The sequence below is a fragment of the Nakamurella endophytica genome, from assembly GCF_014646215.1.
Classification (GTDB): domain Bacteria; phylum Actinomycetota; class Actinomycetes; order Mycobacteriales; family Nakamurellaceae; genus Nakamurella; species Nakamurella endophytica.
Genome location: NZ_BMNA01000010.1, coordinates 13,241 through 33,267, shown reverse-complemented (window position 1 = coordinate 33,267; position 20,027 = coordinate 13,241). Strand labels below are relative to the sequence as shown.

The window sequence follows — 20,027 nt, the reverse complement described above, 5'->3', positions numbered from 1 at the left end:
GTCAGCGATGACCGTTGCGCCCGCCCTGCCCGACACCGCCACCCAGGACGCCGGCGCGCCGGCGCCGTACGAGACCGCGGCCGCCGACGACGGGCGGGTGCCCGACGCCGGCTGGGCCGAGCGGGTGCGAGCTCTCGCGCGGCAGCGGGACGCGGTGATCCTCGCGCACAACTACCAGCTGCCGGCGGTCCAGGACGTCGCCGACCACGTCGGGGACTCGCTGGCGCTGTCCCGCATCGCCGCCACGGCCTCGCAGTCGACGATCGTGTTCTGCGGTGTGCACTTCATGGCAGAGACGGCCAAGATCCTCTCGCCGGACCGGACGGTGCTCATCCCGGACGCCCGGGCGGGCTGCTCGCTGGCCGACTCGCTGACCGCCGAGCAGCTGCGGGCGTGGAAGGCCGAGCACCCGGGTGCGGTGGTCGTCTCCTACGTCAACACCACCGCGGCGGTGAAGGCCGAGACGGACATCTGCTGCACCTCGTCGAACGCGGTGGAGGTGGTCGCCTCGATGCCCGCCGACCGGACGGTGCTGTTCGGTCCCGACCAGTTCCTCGGCGCGCACGTGCGCCGGGTGCTGCGCCGGGACAACGTCCTGGTGTGGGGCGGGGAGTGCCACGTGCACGCCGGCATCAATGGGGACCAGCTCGCGGCCACGGCCGCGGCCCACCCCGACGCCGAGCTCTACGTGCACCCTGAGTGCGGGTGCGCGACGAGCGCCCTGTACCTGGCCGGGGCGGGGGCGGTGCCCGCCGACCGGGTGCGCATCCTGTCGACCGGTGACATGGTGCAGGCGGCCTCCCGGACCCGCAGCCGCCAGGTGCTCGTCGCCACGGAGGTCGGGATGATCCACCAGCTGCGGCGCGCCGCACCGGGTGTGGACTTCCTGCCGGTGAACGACCGGGCGTCGTGCCGGTACATGAAGATGATCACCCCGCGCGCCCTGGAACGCTCGCTGGTCGAGCTGCGCGACGAGGTGACCGTGGACCCGGACACCGCCGCCCGGGCCCGCCGCGCCGTGCAGCGGATGATCGAGGTCGGCACCCCCGGCGGTGCCGAGTGACCGGGGACCGGGCCGACGTGGACCTGCTGGTGATCGGGTCCGGCGTCGCCGGGCTCACCGCGGCGGCCGACGCGGCGGCGGCCGGGCTGTCCGTGCTGGTGGTCACCAAGGGCACCGCCGAGGAGTCCAACACCCGCTGGGCGCAGGGTGGCATCGCCGTCGTCGGCGCCGGCCACGCGCCCGGCGACAGCGTCGGCGCGCACGTCGAGGACACCCTCGTCGCCGCGGCCGGCCTGGCCGACCCGGCGGCGGTGGCCGCCATCCTCGGTGACGGCGCCGCCGCGCTGGACCGGCTGCGCCGCCGCGGCGCGGTGTTCGACACGGCGCCCGGCGACCCGGCTCGGCTGCTCCGCACCCGCGAGGGCGGGCACAGCGCGGACCGCGTCGTGCACGCCGGCGGCGACGCCACCGGTGCCGAGGTGGAACGGGCGCTGCTGGCCGTCCCCGGCCGGCCCGCGGTGCTCGCCGGCCACAGGGTGGTCGAGCTGGTGGTCGACGACGGCCGGGTGACCGGCGCCGTCATTGCCGCGGACGCCGCCGCGGTCGCGGGCACCCCGCACCCGTCCGTCGGGTCCCCCGACCCGGAGCCCTCGACGGGGATCCGGCCGGACACCCGGGTGCTGCGCGCCCGTGCCGTGGTGCTGGCCACCGGCGGCGCCGGGCAGCTGTGGGCGGCGACGACGAACCCATGGGTGGCCACGGGTGACGGGCTCGCCCTGGCGCTGCGGGCCGGCGCGGCGCTGGCCGACCTGGAGTTCCTGCAGTTCCACCCGACGGTGCTGTGGAGCGGCCCGCGGGCGCGCGGTCACCGGCCGCTGGTGACCGAGGCGGTCCGCGGCGAGGGCGCGGTGCTGGTGGACGCCACCGGCGCCCGGGTGATGGCGGGTGTGCACCCGCTGGCAGACCTGGCACCGCGGGACGTCGTCTCGCTGGCTGTGAGCAGGCGGATGGCGCAGTCGCCCGGTGGCGTCCGCGACCACGTCTTCCTCGACGCGACCGGCATTCCGGCCGAGGTCTTCGCCCGGCGCTTCCCGACCGTCACGGCCAGCTGCCGAGCCGCCAGCGTCGACCCGGCCCGCGAGCCGATCCCGGTGGCGCCCGCCGCGCACTACCACTGCGGGGGCGTCGTCACCGACCTTCACGGGCGCAGCACGGTCCCGGGGCTGTACGCGGTGGGTGAGGTCGCGCGCACCGGCCTGCACGGCGCCAACCGGCTGGCGTCCAACTCCCTGCTGGAGGGCCTGGTGCTGGGCGAGCGCGTCGCCCGCGCCGTGCTCGCCGACCTGTCGGGATCCGGGACCGGACCGGAGGTCGGCGTCGGGCCGGCGCTGCTCACCGGGGCGGACGGCGAGCACCTGCACACCGTCCGGGCGCCGGTGGCGGAGCCCGGCGCCGGCGGCACGGCTCATCCGGCGGCCGCGCGCCCGGAGGACGGCCCGCGGTCGGTGCTGCAGCAGGCGATGAGCCGGTCGGTCGGGATCGGGCGGGACGCCGACGGGTTGGCCGGCGTGTTGGGCGAAGCACTCCGGCAGGCCGCCGGGCCGGTCGACGACCCGGCGACGGCGGCGGCACTGGCGTCCGCGGCGGTGGTGGTGGCCGCGGCCGCCCGGGCGGAGACCCGCGGTGCGCACGTACGGACCGACGCCCCTCGCACCGCTCGCGCTGCCGTCCCGGTGGTGGTGCAGCTGGTCGACGGGGTGCTCACCGCCGGCCCCGCCGCCGTGCGCACCGGCCTCGGCGCGGCGGTGGCCTCGTGAGCGCCGCCCTGCCGGTCGTCGACCCGGCGCGCTGGTCGCCGGCCACCGTCGCCGCCGTCCGCGACGCCGGCCTCGACGCGGACGCGGTGGCGGCCGTCGTCCGGTCCGCGCTGTCCGAGGACCTCGCGGACGGGCCCGACGTGACCACCCTGGCCACCGTCCCGGCGCAGGCCCGGGGGCGGGCCCGGCTCACCCCGCGCACCCCCGGCGTGCTGGCCGGGGTGCCCGTCGCGCTGGCCGTCCTGGACACCCTGCTCGGTGCGGATCTCGTCGTCGAGCAGGCCGCCCCGGACGGGACCGCGATGACCGCCGGTGAACCGGTGCTGGTGGTCCGGGGTCCGGTACGCGGGCTGCTGACGGCCGAGCGCACCGCATTGAACCTGCTCGGCCACCTGAGCGGGATCGCCACCACCACGCGCCGCTGGGTCGACGCGGTCGCCGGCACCGGCGCCCGCATCCGGGACACCCGCAAGACGCTGCCCGGGCTCCGCGCCCTCGAGAAGTACGCCGTCCGCTGCGGTGGCGGGGTGAACCACCGGATGAGCCTGGGCGACGCCGCGCTGATCAAGGACAACCACGTCGAGGCCGCCGGGTCGGTGACCGCCGCCATCGCGGCGGTCCGGTCCGGGGCGCCGGGCGTCGACACCGAGGTCGAGGTCGACACCCTCGAGCAGTTCGACGAAGCCGTCGGCTGCGGCGCGGAACTGGTTCTGCTGGACAACTTCTCGCTGACCGACACGGCAGAGGCGGTGCGCCGCCGCGACGCCGCGCACAGCGGGGTGCGGCTGGAGTCGTCGGGCGGCCTGACCGTGGATCGGGCCCATGAGGTCGCTGCGACCGGCGTCGACTTCCTGGCCGTCGGTGCGCTCACCCACTCCAGCCCGGTGCTGGACCTGGGCATGGAGCTCGAGCGCGCGGCCGGGTAGCGAGGTGTCGGCGACCCTCCCGGCCCGCACCACACAGGGGCGAGGGACGATCGTGGCCGTGGCACCGCTCAGCACCGACAGCCGGCCCGGGCCGGCGCCCCTGTCGACGGCGCCGGACACCGGTGCCGGGCGGGGCTGACCGGCGTGGTGCGGATCGACGGACACCCGGTCCGGTTGACCCGTCCCGAGCGGGTGCTGTACCCGCGGACCGGGACCACCAAGGCGCAGGTGCTGGAGTACTACGTCGCGGTGGCCCCGGCGATGCTGCCGCACCTGGCCGGTCGTCCGGCCACCCGCAAGCGCTGGCCCGAAGGGGTCGACGGCGAGTCGTTCTTCGCCAAGGACCTCGAGCCCGGCGTGCCGGACTGGCTCACCCGGGTGCGGGTGGACCACACCTCCGGTCCCAAGTGGTACCCGCTGCTGGACGGGCCGGCCGCGTTGGCCTGGCTGGCGCAGGTGGCGGCGCTCGAGGTGCACGTCCCGCAGTGGCGGCTGGACGACGCGGACCCGGACCGGCCGGCGACCACCACGCGGTCCACCCGCTGGCCGGACCGGGTGGTGTTCGACCTGGATCCCGGACCCGGGGTCGGGCTGGCCGAGTGCGTGGAGGTCGCCCTGCTGATCCGCGAGCGGCTGGACGGGCTTGGCGCCCGGACGGTCCCGGTGACCAGCGGCAGCAAGGGTGTCCACCTGTACGTCCCGATGGACCAGCCGATCACCTCGGCCGCCGCGTCGGACTGGGCACGGCAGGTCGCCGAACACGTGGAGCGGGAGCTGCCGCAACTGGTGGTGTCCCGGATGACCCGTGCGCTGCGGGCCGGCAAGGTGCTGGTCGACTGGTCCCAGAACAACGCGAAGAAGACGACGATCGCGCCCTACTCGCTGCGCGGCCGGGACGAGCCCACCGTGGCGGCCCCGCGCACCTGGGCGGAGCTGACCGAGCCCGGACTCGTCCACCTCGACCACCGCCAGGTCCTGGACCGGCTGGCCGCCGGCATCGACCCGCTCGCCGGGTGGCCGGGCCCGGCCGCGACCGGGTCCGACGGTCCGCCGCCGACGGCCGCTCGGCGGCGGGCGCGGGCCGGACCCGGCGGCCCGTCGTCGCCGGCCTGGACGCGCCGGCCGGCGACAGGTGACGATGCCGCCGGACCCTCCGCGGCCGACCCGGCTGCCGCGACCGGCGCCGGTGGCGGGGACGGCCCGTCCGGCACCCCGGGCACGTCCGTCGCGTCCGGCACGGACGGCACGGACGGCACGGACGGCACGGGTCCCGGGGCCGTTCAGCACGGCACGGAGGGTGCGGACCGCGCCCTGCCGGAGGGCCTGGCGGGGCCGGTCGGCGTGGAACTGGCCCGCGCCGAGGACGCCGTGCCGGGTCCGAACGCGCTGCCGGGAGGCTGCCGCTACGAGCTCAAGTGGGACGGCTACCGCCTGGCGGTGGTGCGGGATGCGAAGGGTGTGCGGCTGTGGTCGCGGCAGGGCCACGACCTGACCCACCGGTTCCCGGAGATCGCCGCCGCGGCCCGGGCGCAGCTCCCGCCCGGGACCGTGGCCGACGGCGAGGTCGTCATCTGGAACGGCGCCCGGCTCGACTTCGACCTGCTGCAGCGACGTCTCGCCACCCGGCCGCGGGACATGGCGGCCGCCGTGCGGGCGCACCCCGCGTCGTTCGTCGTCTTCGACCTGCTCGCCGACCGGGGCGAGGACCTGCGTCCCCGCCCGCTGCGGGAGCGGCGCGACCGGTTGGAGCGGGCCGCACCCTGGCGACCGCCGCTGCAGCTGTCCCCGGTCACCGGCGACGTCGCCCAGGCCCGGGCCTGGATGGCGGACTACCGGCCGGCGGGCGTCGAGGGGCTGGTCGCCAAGGGCGCCGACACGCCCTACGCCGCAGGGCGGCGGGACTGGATCAAGGTCAAGTCGCGGGAGACCGAGGAGGTCGTGGTCGGCGGCGTCCTGGGGTCGCGCACCGCCCCCGAGTCCGTGGTCGCCGGTCTGTACCGGGGGACCGAGCTGGTGCTGGTCGGACGGACCACGGTGCTGACCGCGGCGCAGTCCCGCGCGCTCGCCGCCGTGCTGCAACCGGCCGAACCGGACCACCCGTGGCCAGACCGGATCGGCGGTGGCCGGTTCGCCCGGTCCCGCGAGGCCGTCCCGCTGACCCGGGTGGCACCGACCGTGGTCGTCGAGGTGTCGGCGGACACCGGGCGGCAGGGTGGCGTGTGGCGGCATGCGCTGCGGTACGTCCGGATCCGGGCGGACGTGCGCCCGGAGGACCTCCCGCGGCTGCCCGACGACGACGGGCCCGCACCGGCCGGATCCTGACGCGGTCGGCCTGCATCGGCCGGCCCTATCGGGCCGACCCGCTTGAGGTCCCTTACGCTGAGCCGCCTCGGACCCTCGCGGGACGTGCCGGCCGGCGCGTGCTCGACGGGGATCCACCTTCGAGGAAGAAGGATGCGATGGCCACCGCTCTGGACAAGTACGCGGACATGGCGCCGACCTGGGACGGGCCGGTGGTCATCGAGTCGCACATCAACGGCGTCCGGTCGAAGGCGATGAACCCCCACACGCCGACCAGCTACGAGGAGATCGCCGAGGACGCGATCCGCTGCTGGGAGGCCGGCGCCGGGGCCATCCACGCCCACAACACCAGCTTCGACCTGCTCGGCGAGAACGCCGTCAAGGACTACCGGCGCACCTGGGACACGGTGCTCGCCCGGCACCCGGACATCACCTGGTACCCGACCACGTGCAACAACCTGCGGCTGCTGCCCGAGGAGAACGGCCTGGAGCACGTCGCCCTGCTGCACGAGCAGGCCAACGTCCGGATCGCCTGTGTCGACACGGGTCTCACCCTGTTCGCCACCGAGCAGGACGACGAGGGCTACCTGAGCGGGCCGGAGTTCGGCTTCAACTACGCGCGGGTGGCCAGCCAGTGGCGGATGCTGCGCGAGCGCAACATCCCGATGGTGTACGGGGTGTACGAGCCCGGGCACCTGCGCCATGCCCTGCACTACGTCGACAAGGGGCTGTCGACACCGGGCTCGATGTGGGACTTCTACCTGATCGGCGACTACGGGCTGACCGCCATGGAGCCGATCGGGACCAACGGCATGAAACCCAGTCTGGAGAGCCTGTACTACTACCTGTGGATGATCGAGGAGGCCAAGGTCCGTCATCCCTGGTACATCTCGATCTGGGGGCAGGGCGCCCTGGACGACACCGCCATCCTGCGGCGGGCGATCGAGCTCGGCGGCCACATCAAGACCGGGCTGGAGCTGTTCTACGACCCCGACCGCAACCCGACCAACCTCGAGCTGCTGCAGCAGGCGCAGGAGATCGCCCGCGAGGTCGGCCGGCCCGTCGCCACCCATGACGAGGCCCGCGCGCTCTACCAGCTGAGCTGAGCTCTCGAACGTCCGCTGCCGTCCGCCACCGGCCGCTGTCGGCCGCTGTCGGCCGCTGCCGGCCGTGCCTGCGGTGGTGCTACTCGTACGAGATCAGCACCGGCGTCGGGTCCTTGGCGAGGCTGCCGGCCGGATCCAGCACCGGATGGTCGCGACGCAGGAAGTTCTTCCAGCCGAACCGCACTCCCGCCGGTGCGTCCGCGGTGATGGACTGCCAAGTCTCGTCCTTGACGTCCTGGTTGCCCTGGCCGTCCATCTGGATCACCACGGCCAGCTCGGGATGGCGGGCGTCCAGGTCCTGCCGCTCCAGGATCATCGACCGGGTGAACTGGTGCAGCAGCAAGAGCTTCTGCGGCAGGTGGTGCTGCGCGGTCAGCGCGGCGAGCCAGTCGGCCACCGCGTTCACCTCGGCGGCGTGCACGCTGCCGATCTGTTGCAGGTGCCGCTGCCCGGGTCCCAGTCGCCACTCCGGGTCCAGTGCCAGCCCGACGTTCGGGCGCTGCAGCAGCTCGGCGTAGCGGCGGGCCTGGGTCAGGAAATCCGTCCGGCCCGGCTGCAGGTCCAGCACGACGTACAGGCCAGCCGCCGTGGCGGCGTCGACCCACGAGCGCAGGGTCTCGACGTCGGTCTCGGCCGAGTAGTCGCCGTCGGGCCCGGCCGCGCTGTCCGCGATGGTGGCGATGATCTCGAACGTCGGGACGACCGTGCCCCGGCCCAGTTCCGCGTAGCGCGCGGCCAGGCGCCTGGCCCGGGTGATCGACTCGGGCACGTCCTGCTCACCGAGGACGCCCAGCCCGGAGATTCCCGGCTGGCCGTACAGGGCCACCAGCAGGTGGCCGGGGAAGAGCGTGCGGCCACCGCCCGGCAGCGTCGCGGCCGGCGGGACCGACCGGGCCGGGCCGGTGCTGGTGGACGGTCCTGACCGGGGTCCGGACGACACCGGCAGCGAGTCGGTGGCCGATGCGGATGCCGACGCGGACGTGATGCCGGACGACACCGGCGCGGACCCGCGGCTGGAGGACACCGAGGCGGACCCGGGGCTGGACGACACCGACGCGGATCCGGTGGCCGGCTCCGGCGTCGACCGCCCACCCGAGGAGGCCGCCGTCGCGGTCGCCGGCATCAGCGGTCCGGAGGACGGCGCAGGGCTGCTGGTCGCAGCGGCACCGTCGGGTGTCGAGGACGTGCCGCAGGAGGGGGTGGCGAGGGCCACGGCTGCCGCGCAGAACACCGCCAGCGTCCGTCGCAGCGCGGGCGGGCAGCCCGGCCGTCGCCGTCGATCCACGTGCGCCCCCTCGCGCCCTGCCCCCCGGTGCCGGCTGCCGGCGGCGTGCGGGAATGGTCGCACGGCGGCCGCGACGGCCCGGTGCCGACCCGCCGACGGACGGCGGCCCGGTGGGACCCGCGGCGGTCGCACCGGAGCCGCAGCCGGGACGCGCGCACCGCAGCCGGGTGGACCAGGGCGGCCCCCGGGACCCCCACGGCGCACCTGGGCCGCCTCCGGCGGCGGGCCGGCCTCCGGCGTCGGGATCAGCCTGGAGCGTCGCCGGGCGCGGGCGCGGGGTCTGCCGTCGCCACGGAGGCGGCGTCCTCGCCGGCCGGGGTACCGCGCAGTCGGCCCTGCTCTGGTGGCGGCCCGTCCCCGTAGGGCAGCGGGGCCGGCGTCGGCCGGTCGATGCCGAGCCGCGCGGCCAGCCGCCGGGCGTCGTAGGGCGCGTGTCCCCAGGCGTCGTTGTCGAAGTAGACGTGCACCTGCCGCACCCCCGGCCGGGACGCCCAGTCCGCGACGCGTCCGGCCCAGTGGTCGATGCCGGCGTCCGTGTAGCCGCTGACGTACAGCTCCTGGTCGCCGTGCAGCCGCACGTACACCAGGTCGGAGGTGACCTGGTCGACCCAGACGAACCGCCGGGCGGTGTCGGCCACCACGAGCGCGACGTCGTAGCGCCGGCACAGGTCGTAGAAGCCGTCGTCGGCGAAGGTGTCGGACCGCACCTCCAGGGCGTGCCGCAGCGGCGCCGAGACGGCCGCGGAGGTCACCGGCTCCTCGCCGAACCGGCGGCGCAGCCGGTCGTCGTGGCCGGCGGCCAGGTGGGCAGCGGCCTCGGTGTCCCGTGGCAGCCGGTCGAGGAAGGCGGTCAACCGGTGGGGGTCGTACCGGGTGGTCTTCGGCAGCTGCCACAGCAGCGGTCCCAGCTTGGGGCCGAGGTCGAGGAGCCCGGAGGCCAGGAAGTTGGCCAGGGCCTGATCGATGTCACCGAGCTTGAGCAGGTGCGTGATGTACCGGCTGCCCTTGACCGCGAACACCACGTCGTCGGGCACGGTGTCCCGCCAGCGCCGGTAGCTGCTCGGGCGCTGCAGCGAGTAGAAGGACCCGTTGATCTCCAATGCGTTGACCGCGGCGCCGGCGAACTCCAGCTCCCGGCGCTGCGGCCAGCCCCGCGGGTAGAACACGGACCGCCAGTGCGCGTAGTTCCATCCCGACAGCCCGATGCGGATCTCCGCCGTCACCCCACCCCTCCGCTCGCACGTCCGCTCCACCCGGCCGCCCCCGCGCAGCCTCGCACCGACGGCGCCGTCGTCCCCGGGCGGGCGCCGCCTCGCGCCCGTGGCGCCGCGCCCGGGACGACGCGGGGCGACGCCGCGGGGTGCCCGCGCCGGTGGCGGTTTAGGCTGTAAACACAATGGCGGTGAGCGTGCGACAGGTCGACCCGGTGGCACCGGCGGCGCTGTCGGCTGGCTGCGCCCGGGACGGCCGCGTGTCCGGTGCGTCCCTCGCACGGCCGGTGGGTGTCGGCGGGTGAGTCCCGGCGACGAGGCCGACCGCGGGACACCACTCGAGGAGGCCCCGGTCGGCGACCGCTTCGCCGAGATCCTCCGGCTGCCGTCCCACCACCACTCGCTGTCGGACTGCGTCCACGAGCTCCTCGACCTGGTGGTCGCCCTGCTGCCCGGGGCGATCTGCGCCAGCATGACCCGGCGGTCGCGGGACGGCTGGCTCACGGTGGCCGCGACCGACCCGGCCGCCGAGGACGCGGACGAGGCGCAGCTGGAGCACGGCCACGGTCCGGCCGTCGAGGTGCTCGGCGGCGCGGCCAGCGCCTTCGCGGACGACCTGCACCCGGCGAGCGGGGCCTGGCCCGGCGCCGGCGCTGCGGGCCTGCCCGAGCGGCTGCGGTCGGCGTACAGCTTCGCGGTGGAGGCGGCGCGGACCCCGCGGACGGCGGTCACCGTCTACGCCGACCAGCCCACCGACCACACCTCCGATGCGGAGCTTCGTGCCGTCGCCGCCGCGACGGCCGAGGCGGTCACCACGGCCGTGCACGTCATGGACCTGCGAGAGCGCGCGGACCAGCTGGCCGACGCGGTCCGGACGAACCGCCGGATCGGCGCCGCGGTGGGGTTCGTCATGCACGCCTACCGGCTGACCGAGACCGAGGCCTTCGCCCTGCTGCGCCAGATCAGCCAGCACGGCAACCGGCGGCTGCGCGACCTGGCCGAGGACGTGCTCACCGAGCGGGCCCTGCCGCAGCTGCCGGGACCGTCCGAGCGGCACGGCTGAGCGTCGCGGGACCCGACGAGCAGTTGCGCCGCCTGCCCGCAACGCGTCCGCCGGGAGGCCGGTGAGCCGGAGCGGACGTTGGTCCGCTAGCCGGGCTGGGGCGCCGCCACGAGCGAGGTGGCCGGCACCGGCCGCAGCCGGCGGCGCAGCGTGACCGTGATCGCCGTGGACACGAGCATGGAGCCGACCAGGACGACCGCCATCGCGGCGGGGTCGCCCTCGCCGATGAGCCCGGACAGCGGGGCCACCGCGGCCCCCACGCCGAACTGCACGGCGCCGAGGAGGGCGGCTGCGCTGCCGGCCCGGTGGGCGTTGGCGTCCAACGCCAGCACCGGCACCGCCGGCAGGATGATCCCGACGACCACCATGATCAGGACGCACAGGGCGGCGACGATCCACGCTCCGGCGCCGGTTTCGGCGGCCAGCAGCAACAGCACCGCGACGGTCAGGCCGGTGAGCGAGCCGCCCAGCACGATGCGACCCGGGGACACGCGGCCGATGAGGAAGCCGCTCAGCTGGGTGCCGAGGGTGACGCCGACAGCTCCGGCGGCGAACACCGCCGAGAACTGCTGCGAGCTGAACCCGAAGCCCTCCTGGAACACGAAACTCGACGAGGAGACGAAACTGAACAGCGCGCCGAACGCGAAACCGTTCAGCAGGGCCAGTCCGACGAAGCCGCGGTCGGTCAACAGGGATCCGTAGGACCGCACGGCCGCTCCGACGCCGTTGGACCGGCGGCGTTCGGCCGGCAGGGTCTCGGGCAGCACGAAGATCGTCAGGAGGAGCAGGACGACTCCGACGACGGCGAGACCGGCGAACAGGTGCCGCCAGGATCCGATCTGCAGGACCTGCGCGCCGATGACCGGCGCGAGGCACGGCGCCACCCCGGTCACCAGCATCATCCGGGCCAGTGCCTTACCCATCGCGACGCCCTGGTAGCGGTCGCGGATCATCGCCATGGCCAGCACCGTGCCGGCAGCGGCCGCGAAGCCCTGCACGAAGCGCAGGCCGGCCAGCACACCGACGTTCGGCGCCACGGTGATCGCCAGGGATGCCGCGACATACAGCACCAGCCCACCGACGAGGGGTCGGCGGCGACCGAGCGCGTCGGAGAGCGACCCGATCACCAGCTGGCCGAGGGCCAGTCCGGCCATCGTCGTGGTCAGGGTGGCCTGGACCGCCGCGCCGCGGGTGCCGAAGTCGGCCGTGATCTGCGGGAAGGCCGCCAGATACAGGTCGATGGTGAAGGGACCGACGGCCATCAGGCTCGCCAGCAGCACGATGAACCAGGTGGACGGCGTGCGGGAGCGCGGCAGCGCGGCCGGCCCCCGGGTCTCGGGCGTGCTCACGTCGGTGATCGGTGCGGGCGGAGTCACCCCGCCGGCAACACCGGCCTGTTGCCGGGGATTCCCTGCTCGGCCCATCCGGGACAGAGGTCACCGTCGGCGGCCGACGTGGAGCCCGTGCACCGGCGACGTGCAGGTCGTCCGCGGCCACCGGAGGGCGTGACGCTCTTCACCCCTGGTCCCGTCCCGGCGGGGAGCGGGGCGGGAGCCGGCCGGCCGCGCGCCCGGTGACCCTAGGCTGGACGGGGCCGCCGGACCGGCCCGGCCGTTCGTCGGACAAGTGAGGACCCCGCATGTTGCGTCGCATCGACCTCCGAGGGGGGCTGGGCGCGGATCTCGACCGCGGCCTGCTACCGCGCGCGGCGATGGATGTCGGCGCTGCGGTGGAGGCCGTCCGGCCCGTCGTCGAGGACGTGCGCCGGCGCGGTGCCGCCGCCGTGCTGGAGGCGACCGAGCGGTTCGACGGGGTCCGACCGGTGCGGCTGCGGGTGCCGCAGGAGGTCGTGGACGCCGCCGTCGAGGCGCTCGACCCGGCCGTCCGTGACGCGCTCACCGAGTCGATCCGCCGGGCCCGCGTCGGCCACCGCGCCCAGTTGCCCACCGAGCGGGTCACCCAGATCGTGCCGGGCGGCGCCGTCACCCAGCGGTGGGTGCCGCTGCGCCGGGTCGGGCTGTACGTGCCCGGCGGCCTGGCGGTCTACCCGTCGAGCGTGGTGATGAACGTCGTCCCGGCGCAGGTCGCCGGGGTGCAGGGGATCGCCGTCGTCTCGCCGCCGCAGCCCGACACCGGGTGGCCGCACGCCACCGTGCTCGCCGCGTGCGGGATCCTGGGCGTCCCGGAGGTGTACGCCGTCGGCGGAGCACAGGCGGTCGCGCTGCTCGGGTACGGCGCCAACGACGTCGACGGCACGGCGATCCGGCCGGTCGACGTGATCACCGGGCCGGGCAACGTCTACGTCACCGCCGCCAAGCGGCTGCTCCGTGGCACCGTGGCCATCGACTCCGAGGCCGGTCCCACCGAGATCGCCATCCTCGCCGACGCCAAGGCCGACGCCGACCACGTCGCCGCCGACCTGGTCTCCCAGGCCGAGCACGACCCGATGGCCGCGTCGGTGCTCGTCACCACCTCGGTGGCGCTGGCCGACCGGGTCGAGGACGCGGTGATCGCCCGGGTGGTACGGACCCGCCACCGCGACCGGGTCACCCAGGCGCTGACCGGTCAGCAGTCGGCGATCATCGTGGTGGCCACGCTGGAGGACGGCATCCGGGTCGCCGACGCCTATGCCGCCGAGCACCTCGAGATCCAGACGGTCGACGCGCCGGTCGTCGCCCGCCGCATCCGCAACGCCGGGGCGATCTTCGTCGGGCGCTGGTCGCCGGTGTCGCTGGGCGACTACTGCGCCGGGTCGAACCACGTGCTGCCCACCGCCGGGTGCGCCCGGTTCTCCTCCGGGCTCGCCACCACCACGTTCCTCAAGCAGATGCAGATCATCGAGTACTCGCGGGACGCGCTGCGCGACGTCGCCGGCCACGTGATGGCCCTGTCCGCGGCCGAGAACCTGCCGGCGCACGGCGAAGCGGTGCTGGCCCGGTTCCCGGACGGGGTGACGTCGTGACGGTCGGCCGCGGGGCGAGGCTGGCGGACCTGCCGCTCCGGGACGATCTCGTCGGCCGCACCCCGTACGGGGCGCCGCAGCTGGCGGTCCCGGTGCAGGTCAACACCAACGAGAACCCGTACCCGCCGTCGGCCGCGCTGGTCGCCGACATCGAGCGCGCGGTGGCCGACGCCGCCGCGACGCTGAACCGCTACCCCGACCGGGACGCGGTGCAGCTGCGCACCGGGCTCGCCGAGTACCTGTCCCGCACCACCGGCGCCGACCTGGGCGTGGACAACCTGTGGGCGGCCAACGGTTCCAACGAGATCCTGCTGCAACTGCTGCAGGCGTTCGGCGGTCCGGGGCGCACCGCCATGGGTTTCGAGCCGTCCTACTCGATGCACCCGATCATCAGCACCGGCACCCGCACGGCGTGGGTGCCCTGCCCGCGCACCGCCGACTTCGAGGTGGACGTCCCGTCCGCCGTCGCCACCGTCCGCGACGTGGCGCCCGACGTGCTGTTCCTCACCAGCCCGAACAACCCCTCCGGCGGGTCGATCGCCCCCGCGGACCTGCGGCAGCTGCTGGACGCCGCGCCGGGGATCGTCGTCGTCGACGAGGCGTACGCCGAGTTCTCCGGGCAGCCCAGCGCCGCCGCCCTGATCGACGCCTACCCCACGAGACTGGCCGTGGTGCGGACGATGTCCAAGGCCTTCGCGTTCGCCGGTGGCCGGCTGGGCTACCTGGCGGCCGCGCCGGCGCTGGTGGACGCCCTGCTGCTGGTGCGGCTGCCGTACCACCTGTCCTCGATCACCCAGGCGGCCGCGTCGGCGGCCCTGCAGCACGCCGACGAGACGCTGGGATCGGTGGCGCGGCTGGTGCACTCGCGCGAACGGACGGCGCAGGCCCTGCGGGACCGCGGGTTCCGGGTGCTGCGGTCCGACGCCAACTTCCTGATGTTCGGGCCGTTCGACGACGCACCCGCCGCCTGGCGCCGCTACCTCGACGTCGGGGTGCTGCTGCGGGACGTCGGGATCCCCGGCTTCCTGCGGGTCACCATCGGCACCGACGACGAGAACGCGGCCTTCCTGGCCGCCTGTGACGCCGTGCTGGCCACGGCCGGAGAGCGGAGCGAGGCGCAGGCATGACGGGGACGAGCGGCCGGCGGGCGCGCATCGAGCGCACCACCCGGGAGTCGACCGTCCTGGTCGATGTGAACCTGGACGGCACCGGGACGGTCGAGATCGACACGGGCGTGCGGTTCTTCGACCACATGCTGATCGCCTTCGGCACGCACGGCGCCTTCGACCTCACGGTGCGGGCGACGGGTGACGTCGACATCGACGCCCACCACACGGTGGAGGACACGGCGATCACGCTCGGGCAGGCGCTGGCCCAGGCGCTGGGGGACAAGCGGGGAATCCGGCGCTTCGGCGACGCGTTCGTCCCGATGGACGAGACGCTGGCGCACGCCGCCGTCGACCTGTCCGGCCGGCCCTTCTCGGTGCACACCGGCGAGCCCGACTCCGTGCTCGGGTTCACCGTGGGCAACAACTACCCGGTGGTGCTGAACCGGCACGTGTTCGACTCGCTGGCGTTCCACGCCCGCATGGCGCTGCACGTGCGGGTGCTGTACGGCCGGGACCCGCACCACGTCTGCGAGGCGCAGTACAAGGCCGTCGCGCGGGCGTTGCGGGCCGCGGTCGAGCCGGACGGGCGGATCACCGGCATCCCGTCGACCAAGGGCGTGCTGTGAAGTGGCTCGGCATCGCGCTGCTGGCGCTGGCCGGGTTCCTGGTCGGCGGGGTGGTGTCGCTGTGGCGGGCGGACTCCCGGGTCGGGGCCGTGATCACCGGGGTGTTCGCGGCCGGCGCGGCCGTGGGCGGAGTGCTGTGGTTGATCGAGTGAGCGGTCTGCAGGTCGGAGAGGGGACAGCGTGAGCCGGCGCGTCGTGGTGCTCGACTACGGCTCGGGCAACCTGGCCTCCGCGGAGCGGGCGTTGCGCCGGGCCGGCGCGGACGTCGAGGTGTCCGCGGACTTCGACGCCGCCCTGGAGGCGGACGGCCTGGTGGTGCCCGGGGTCGGCGCCTACGCGGCGTGCATGGCCGGGCTCGCCCAGGTCCGCGGCCCGCGGATCATCGGCCGGCGGGTCGCCGGCGGCCGGCCGGTGCTGGGCATCTGCGTCGGCATGCAGGTGCTGTTCGACGCCGGCGTGGAGCACGGCGAGCGGACGGCCGGCGTCGGGGAGTGGCCGGGCACCGTCGAGCGGTTGCAGGCGCCGATCGTGCCGCACATGGGCTGGAACACGGTGCAGCCGGGCGACGGCTCGGTGCTCTTCGACGGCGTCGACCCAGACACCCGGTACTACTTCGTGCACTCCTACGCCGTCCGCCGCTGGGAGCTCGAGGTGCAGCGCCCGTTCACCCCGCCGGCCGTCACCTGGGCCGAGCACGGCGGCGACCGGTTCGTCGCCGCCGTCGAGAACGGCCCGCTGTCGGCCACCCAGTTCCACCCGGAGAAGTCCGGGGACGCCGGGTCCGAGCTGCTGGAGCGGTGGATCTCCCGGTTGTGAGCCGGCCGGGACCCGGCGGCCTCACAGCAGGGGCACCCCGGTGACCGATTCCTCGTACCCCGGAGCCCAGCACTCGCTGTAGCCGCCACTGCCCGTGTCGATCCGGGCGTGGGCCTTGTGCGGCAGGTGGGAGTAGGTCCCGCGGTACGTCCCGTCGGCGCCGCGCACCAGATCCAGTGTCTCGGTGTCCGGCCCGCATCCTGGATCGGGGCCGGAGACCGGCGGCACGCGGAGAACCCTGACGACGTGCACCCTGTCCGCTCCGGGGGTGAAGCTGATCGTCCGCGACGATCCGGCGATCGTGCCGGTGCAACTCGTGCGGGAGCACCGCCACGTTGCGGTCGTCGTCGTCCCGACCGGATACCCCCGCTGCGGTCCCGAGGGGAAGGTCTGCGTCACCCGCCACGTCGTGCGGTAACCCGTGACGGTGGGGGTCGGCGAGGACGACGCGGGAGGCGTCCTATCGCTCCTCCCGGAGCTGCCCGGTACCGGAGGAGCCGGAGGAGCTGCGGTGGTCGGCGAGGTCGCCAGGACGGAGGCGGTGGTCTGCGGCATCACGGACTGGGTCCCGCGTCCCGTCCCGGCCGTGCTGACCGCGGCTGTTGCGCCGGGATCCGTGCTCGCCGTGGTCGATGCCGTTCCTGGAACCGCGCCGGCGATCCGGGCCGCATCGACGTCGGACGGTGTGCCAGGACCGGAGGGCCGCAGGAGTAACACGCCGGCGAGGACGATCGCCGCCACGACGACGCCGGCTCCGATCAGGACCGACGGCCGCCGCCACGGCGGTGTCGACGGTGACGGCGCCAGGTGCGTCACCGCCGGGGTCGTGAGGTCGCCGAGCGGCGGCCGGCGCGGAGACCGCTGCTTGTCGGACCGGTCGACCCACACCCGGCGGCCGGTGGTCGGGTCGCGCTCCGGCTGCAGCAGGTCCGAGTCTGCCGGCCGGGTGGCGGAGACCTGGTACACCCTGCGGTCTGTCATGCCGGTGTCCTCCATCTGTTCGTCACCGGAACGGACTGGCGGCACAGCAGGGCGAGTTCGTCGTCCAGAAGACCTGCGTCCAGCGCGTCCAGGACGGGATCCAGGGTGCGCCCGGGCAGCGTGACCCACCGTTGGGATCCGTGACCACCGTCCAACTGCAGCAGGGCCTTCCACCAGGACGCGGCTACGACCCTGACCGTGACAACCCCCCGTACCCGCTCGCCGTAGTGCCGGTGGTCGGGCACGGCGGCGACCGGTCCGTCGTCGTCCAGCGGCGCTTCCATCGGAAGCGGGCGGAGACCGGCGACGACGTGGTCCACCAGACCGACCTCGGTATCGGACAGGACCGTCCGCGCCACTGGTCGGCAGCGCGACCAGTGGCGGGCCAGGACGTCCTGGGCCTGTGCGCGGCCGATTCTCGTTGCGCGGCCGGCGACGTAGAGATCGGGCCCGAAGGCGGTGCGGTCCACGTACCAGCCGAATCGCTCCGTGGCACGAGCCGGACGGACCCGGGGAGCGCCGGGGGCGGCGATCCGGCGGATACCGATCCGGCGCTCGGCCAGGAGCACCGTGGCCACCGTCAACGCGACCGCCGCCCGCAGCTGGTCACCGGCCGCGAACTCGCCACCGATCTCCAGTCGCCCGGGTCTCGGGCGGACGAGCACTCCAGGGGAGCCGGCCCGATCGAGGACCAGCATGAGCGGGATGGCCATGCGCCGCGCGACGAGTCGGGCCACCGGAACGACCGCATGGTCGCGCACCTCCACGCTGATGTGCGTGGAATAGCCGACGAGCCGGTGTCCACCGAGTTGGGCGGCCAGGTGCCGCTCCGCTGCCGCCGCGTGCGCGAGCACGGTGTCCGTGCAGCCGGGTTCGAGGACCACCGGCGGCGTAGCGATCTCTGCGTGCGGCCCGTCCGTGGTGATCGCCGCCCCGGTCGGACAGCGGCGAGCCTGAGGATCACCGGGATCGATTGCCCGCCCGGGGCCCGGGAGGTCGCGCCAGACGGTCCTGGCGTCGACCGGCCGGTCCCCACCTGGAGGGCCCGTGTAAATTTCGTACTCACGTTCGACGCCGATCACGCGGCCACCGGACCAGCGGCCGATGACCTCGGCGAGGGAGTCGGGCTGTGCTGCCGCCATGGTGGCGCGCACCCTGTCGAGAGGAGCTGTCCGGCGGTCAGGAACCGGTGCCCGTTCCGCCGCCCTGGTCCGTCCGGGCGGGTGACTCCTGGTCGGGGTTCTGGGGCTGGGTCCGGCGTTGCAGTCGCTCTCGCGCGGCTGCGACGGTGTTGTCGGCCATCGCGCCGACGGTCTTGTCCTTGACCGTCGAGAAGAAGTCCTCACCGACGCCGGTCACCGTCTCGGTGGCCGTCGTGGTGACCCGCTCGACGAGGGACGGTGCGGCCGCGGCCGCGGCGACCGCGGGCACGTCCCCGGCATTTCCCTTCTCGCCCATCCGCATCCTTTCGTAGAGCCCTGACCTGCGCCGATGGTGGACCCTACGATGTGAGGGGCTGTCCGACAAGCGCTGATTGTCGGGTGTGGTGCAGGGATGACGACGCACCCCGGACGGTCGCCGCCGTCGCGGCTCGACTTACGGACCATGCGCAGGGTCGGTCGCCGCCACGGACTACCTCACCGGTGCTGGGCCGGGGTGGGCGCCGCTGTTCGGCCGTCGGGTCTGCGTGCCACGATCACGGTGCGGAGCGGGGCGGTGCACCGATCCGGTGAACCGGTCGGCCGGGCTGGACAGCCGCCGAGCCGTGGCCCTAGTGTCGAACATGTGTTCGACCAATGGGACGCCGCGCCGCCGACGCCCCGCGAGCACCTGCTGGCGGACCTGCGCCGCCGGATGGCCGCCGTGATCCCGGGTGGCGAGCGGGTCGGCCGCCCGTTGCAGGAGTCGGGGTCGGCCGCCCTGGCGCCGGATCCGGACGTGGTGCAGCTGACCGACGACGACCCGGCCGCCACCGGACCGGTCGCCGTCCCGCCGCCCACCGCCGGCCGGGAGGTCGCCGGTCGGTTCGATCCCGCCGCGTTCGATCCCGCCACGGTTGCCCCTGCCGGGGATCGCGGCGCCGCCGACCTCGTCGCGGTGGACCGTCCCGATCCCGCCGCCCTGGGTCCCGTCGCCGCTCCGACCCGGCGCGAGGTGCTCCCGGCGCCCGCTCCGCTCGCCGGGATCCTGCCGGCCGGCGGGCTGCCCCGCGGAGGCGTGGTGTCGCTCGCCGGCGGCCAGGGTACGACCAGCCTGCTGCTCACCCTGCTGGCCGCGCCGGCCCCGACGTGGAGCGCGCTGGTCGGCATGCCCGGTGTGGGCCTGCTGGCCGGTGCCGAGTTCGGCGTCGACCTGGACCGCGTCGTCCTGGTGCCGGATCCGGGGCCCGATGTGCTGCAGGTGCTCTCGATCCTCGCGGACGGCATGGACGTCATCGCGGTCGCCGCCCCACCCGGCGGGTTCACGGCGCCGGCCCGGCTGCGCGTCCTCGCCGGGCGGCTCCGCCAACGCGGCGTGGTCCTGCTGGTGGCCGGCGCGTGGCCGGGCGCGGACCTGGTGCTGCGGACCCGGATCACCGGGTGGTCCGGCGCGGACCACGGCCACGGCCGGCTGCGGGACCGGGAACTGTCCGTGGAGGTGCGGGGACGCGGTGCCGCCGGTCACCCGCGCCGGACGACCGTGCTGCTGCGGTCCACCCGGTCCGCCGTCCAGGTGCAGCCGGTGACCGTTCCCGCCGCGCCGGTGCAGGTGCCGGTGGCGGCGCAGGTCGGGTGACCCGGGTGCTCGGGCCCGGTCGCTCGCGTCGGTCCGGTGGGTGTCC

At 75.0% G+C, this 20,027-nt stretch carries 18 protein-coding genes; 12 read left to right on the top strand and 6 right to left on the bottom strand.

Annotated elements, in window-relative coordinates; genetic code table 11:
• Positions 1 to 7: 7 nt before the first annotated feature.
• From nadA to IEY37_RS17335, 5 genes are all read left to right on the top strand, one after another.
• The gene (nadA, locus tag IEY37_RS17360) at positions 8 to 1,063 is read left to right on the top strand and encodes a quinolinate synthase NadA (protein WP_188943840.1); all 1,056 of its coding nucleotides are present in this window, start codon (positions 8 to 10) and stop codon (positions 1,061 to 1,063) included.
• Positions 1,060 to 2,820 carry an L-aspartate oxidase gene (locus tag IEY37_RS17355; RefSeq protein WP_188943839.1) on the top strand — a complete coding sequence of 587 codons (1,761 nt, stop codon included), beginning with the start codon at positions 1,060 to 1,062 and terminating at the stop codon, positions 2,818 to 2,820. The genes nadA and IEY37_RS17355 overlap by 4 nt, the downstream gene beginning before the upstream one ends.
• Positions 2,817 to 3,746, top strand: coding sequence for a carboxylating nicotinate-nucleotide diphosphorylase (gene nadC, locus IEY37_RS17350; RefSeq protein WP_229674581.1), 930 nt, complete (start codon positions 2,817 to 2,819; stop codon positions 3,744 to 3,746). Before IEY37_RS17355 ends, nadC begins: the two co-directional genes overlap by 4 nt.
• Positions 3,747 to 3,890: 144 nt before the next feature.
• The gene (gene ligD / locus IEY37_RS22305; RefSeq protein WP_229674580.1) at positions 3,891 to 6,068 is read left to right on the top strand and encodes a non-homologous end-joining DNA ligase; all 2,178 of its coding nucleotides are present in this window, start codon (positions 3,891 to 3,893) and stop codon (positions 6,066 to 6,068) included.
• 137 nt (positions 6,069 to 6,205) lie between these two features.
• Positions 6,206 to 7,153 carry a beta-keto acid cleavage family enzyme gene (locus IEY37_RS17335; RefSeq protein ID WP_188943836.1) on the top strand — a complete coding sequence of 316 codons (948 nt, stop codon included), beginning with the start codon at positions 6,206 to 6,208 and terminating at the stop codon, positions 7,151 to 7,153.
• Between the two features lie 79 nt (positions 7,154 to 7,232).
• On the opposite strand, the gene IEY37_RS17330 is transcribed toward IEY37_RS17335, so the two are convergent.
• Positions 7,233 to 8,276: a hypothetical protein gene (locus IEY37_RS17330; protein ID WP_188943834.1), complete on the bottom strand. Its 1,044-nt coding sequence runs from the start codon at positions 8,274 to 8,276 to the stop codon at positions 7,233 to 7,235.
• A gap of 407 nt (positions 8,277 to 8,683) precedes the next feature.
• A complete protein-coding gene (locus tag IEY37_RS17325; protein WP_229674579.1) occupies positions 8,684 to 9,661 on the bottom strand; it encodes a DUF72 domain-containing protein in 978 nt (325 codons plus the stop codon).
• Between the two features lie 289 nt (positions 9,662 to 9,950).
• Between IEY37_RS17325 and IEY37_RS17320 the strand changes: the two genes are divergently transcribed.
• The gene (locus tag IEY37_RS17320; protein ID WP_229674578.1) at positions 9,951 to 10,712 is read left to right on the top strand and encodes an ANTAR domain-containing protein; all 762 of its coding nucleotides are present in this window, start codon (positions 9,951 to 9,953) and stop codon (positions 10,710 to 10,712) included.
• Between the two features lie 86 nt (positions 10,713 to 10,798).
• On the opposite strand, the gene IEY37_RS17315 is transcribed toward IEY37_RS17320, so the two are convergent.
• Positions 10,799 to 12,061 (bottom strand): multidrug effflux MFS transporter, encoded by a 1,263-nt coding sequence (locus IEY37_RS17315; protein WP_229674577.1) that lies wholly within the window; start codon positions 12,059 to 12,061, stop codon positions 10,799 to 10,801.
• A 290-nt stretch (positions 12,062 to 12,351) separates the two neighbouring features.
• On the opposite strand from IEY37_RS17315, the gene hisD reads away from it, so the two are divergent.
• Genes hisD through hisH form a run of 5 tightly spaced genes read left to right on the top strand, consistent with a single transcriptional unit; the run spans position 12,352 to position 16,225 of the window.
• Complete coding sequence (hisD, locus tag IEY37_RS17310) at positions 12,352 to 13,674, top strand: histidinol dehydrogenase (RefSeq protein WP_188943826.1); 1,323 nt, start codon at positions 12,352 to 12,354, stop codon at positions 13,672 to 13,674.
• Complete coding sequence (locus IEY37_RS17305) at positions 13,671 to 14,801, top strand: histidinol-phosphate transaminase (RefSeq protein WP_188943825.1); 1,131 nt, start codon at positions 13,671 to 13,673, stop codon at positions 14,799 to 14,801. Before hisD ends, IEY37_RS17305 begins: the two co-directional genes overlap by 4 nt.
• Entirely contained in the window at positions 14,798 to 15,409 is a 612-nt protein-coding gene (hisB, locus tag IEY37_RS17300; RefSeq protein WP_188943823.1) for an imidazoleglycerol-phosphate dehydratase HisB, read from the top strand. The genes IEY37_RS17305 and hisB overlap by 4 nt, the downstream gene beginning before the upstream one ends.
• Positions 15,406 to 15,561: a CG2302 family histidine operon protein gene (locus tag IEY37_RS17295; protein ID WP_188943821.1), complete on the top strand. Its 156-nt coding sequence runs from the start codon at positions 15,406 to 15,408 to the stop codon at positions 15,559 to 15,561. Before hisB ends, IEY37_RS17295 begins: the two co-directional genes overlap by 4 nt.
• A 28-nt stretch (positions 15,562 to 15,589) precedes the next feature.
• Positions 15,590 to 16,225: an imidazole glycerol phosphate synthase subunit HisH gene (gene hisH, locus IEY37_RS17290; RefSeq protein ID WP_188943819.1), complete on the top strand. Its 636-nt coding sequence runs from the start codon at positions 15,590 to 15,592 to the stop codon at positions 16,223 to 16,225.
• Positions 16,226 to 16,246: 21 nt separating this feature from the next.
• Here the strand turns inward: hisH and IEY37_RS17285 are convergent, their stop codons facing one another.
• From IEY37_RS17285 to IEY37_RS17275, 3 genes are all read right to left on the bottom strand, one after another.
• Positions 16,247 to 16,393 carry a hypothetical protein gene (locus IEY37_RS17285; protein ID WP_188943817.1) on the bottom strand — a complete coding sequence of 49 codons (147 nt, stop codon included), beginning with the start codon at positions 16,391 to 16,393 and terminating at the stop codon, positions 16,247 to 16,249.
• A gap of 809 nt (positions 16,394 to 17,202) precedes the next feature.
• Complete coding sequence (locus tag IEY37_RS17280) at positions 17,203 to 18,090, bottom strand: hypothetical protein (protein WP_188943815.1); 888 nt, start codon at positions 18,088 to 18,090, stop codon at positions 17,203 to 17,205.
• 295 nt (positions 18,091 to 18,385) lie between these two features.
• Positions 18,386 to 18,664 carry a hypothetical protein gene (locus tag IEY37_RS17275; protein WP_188943813.1) on the bottom strand — a complete coding sequence of 93 codons (279 nt, stop codon included), beginning with the start codon at positions 18,662 to 18,664 and terminating at the stop codon, positions 18,386 to 18,388.
• A gap of 327 nt (positions 18,665 to 18,991) precedes the next feature.
• Here IEY37_RS17275 and imuA' point away from each other — a divergent pair, with 327 nt between their 5' ends.
• On the top strand, positions 18,992 to 19,981 hold the full coding sequence (gene imuA', locus IEY37_RS17270; protein WP_188943811.1) for a DnaE2-dependent mutagenesis accessory factor ImuA': 990 nt from the start codon (positions 18,992 to 18,994) through the stop codon (positions 19,979 to 19,981).
• The last annotated feature ends 46 nt before the right edge of the window (positions 19,982 to 20,027 follow it).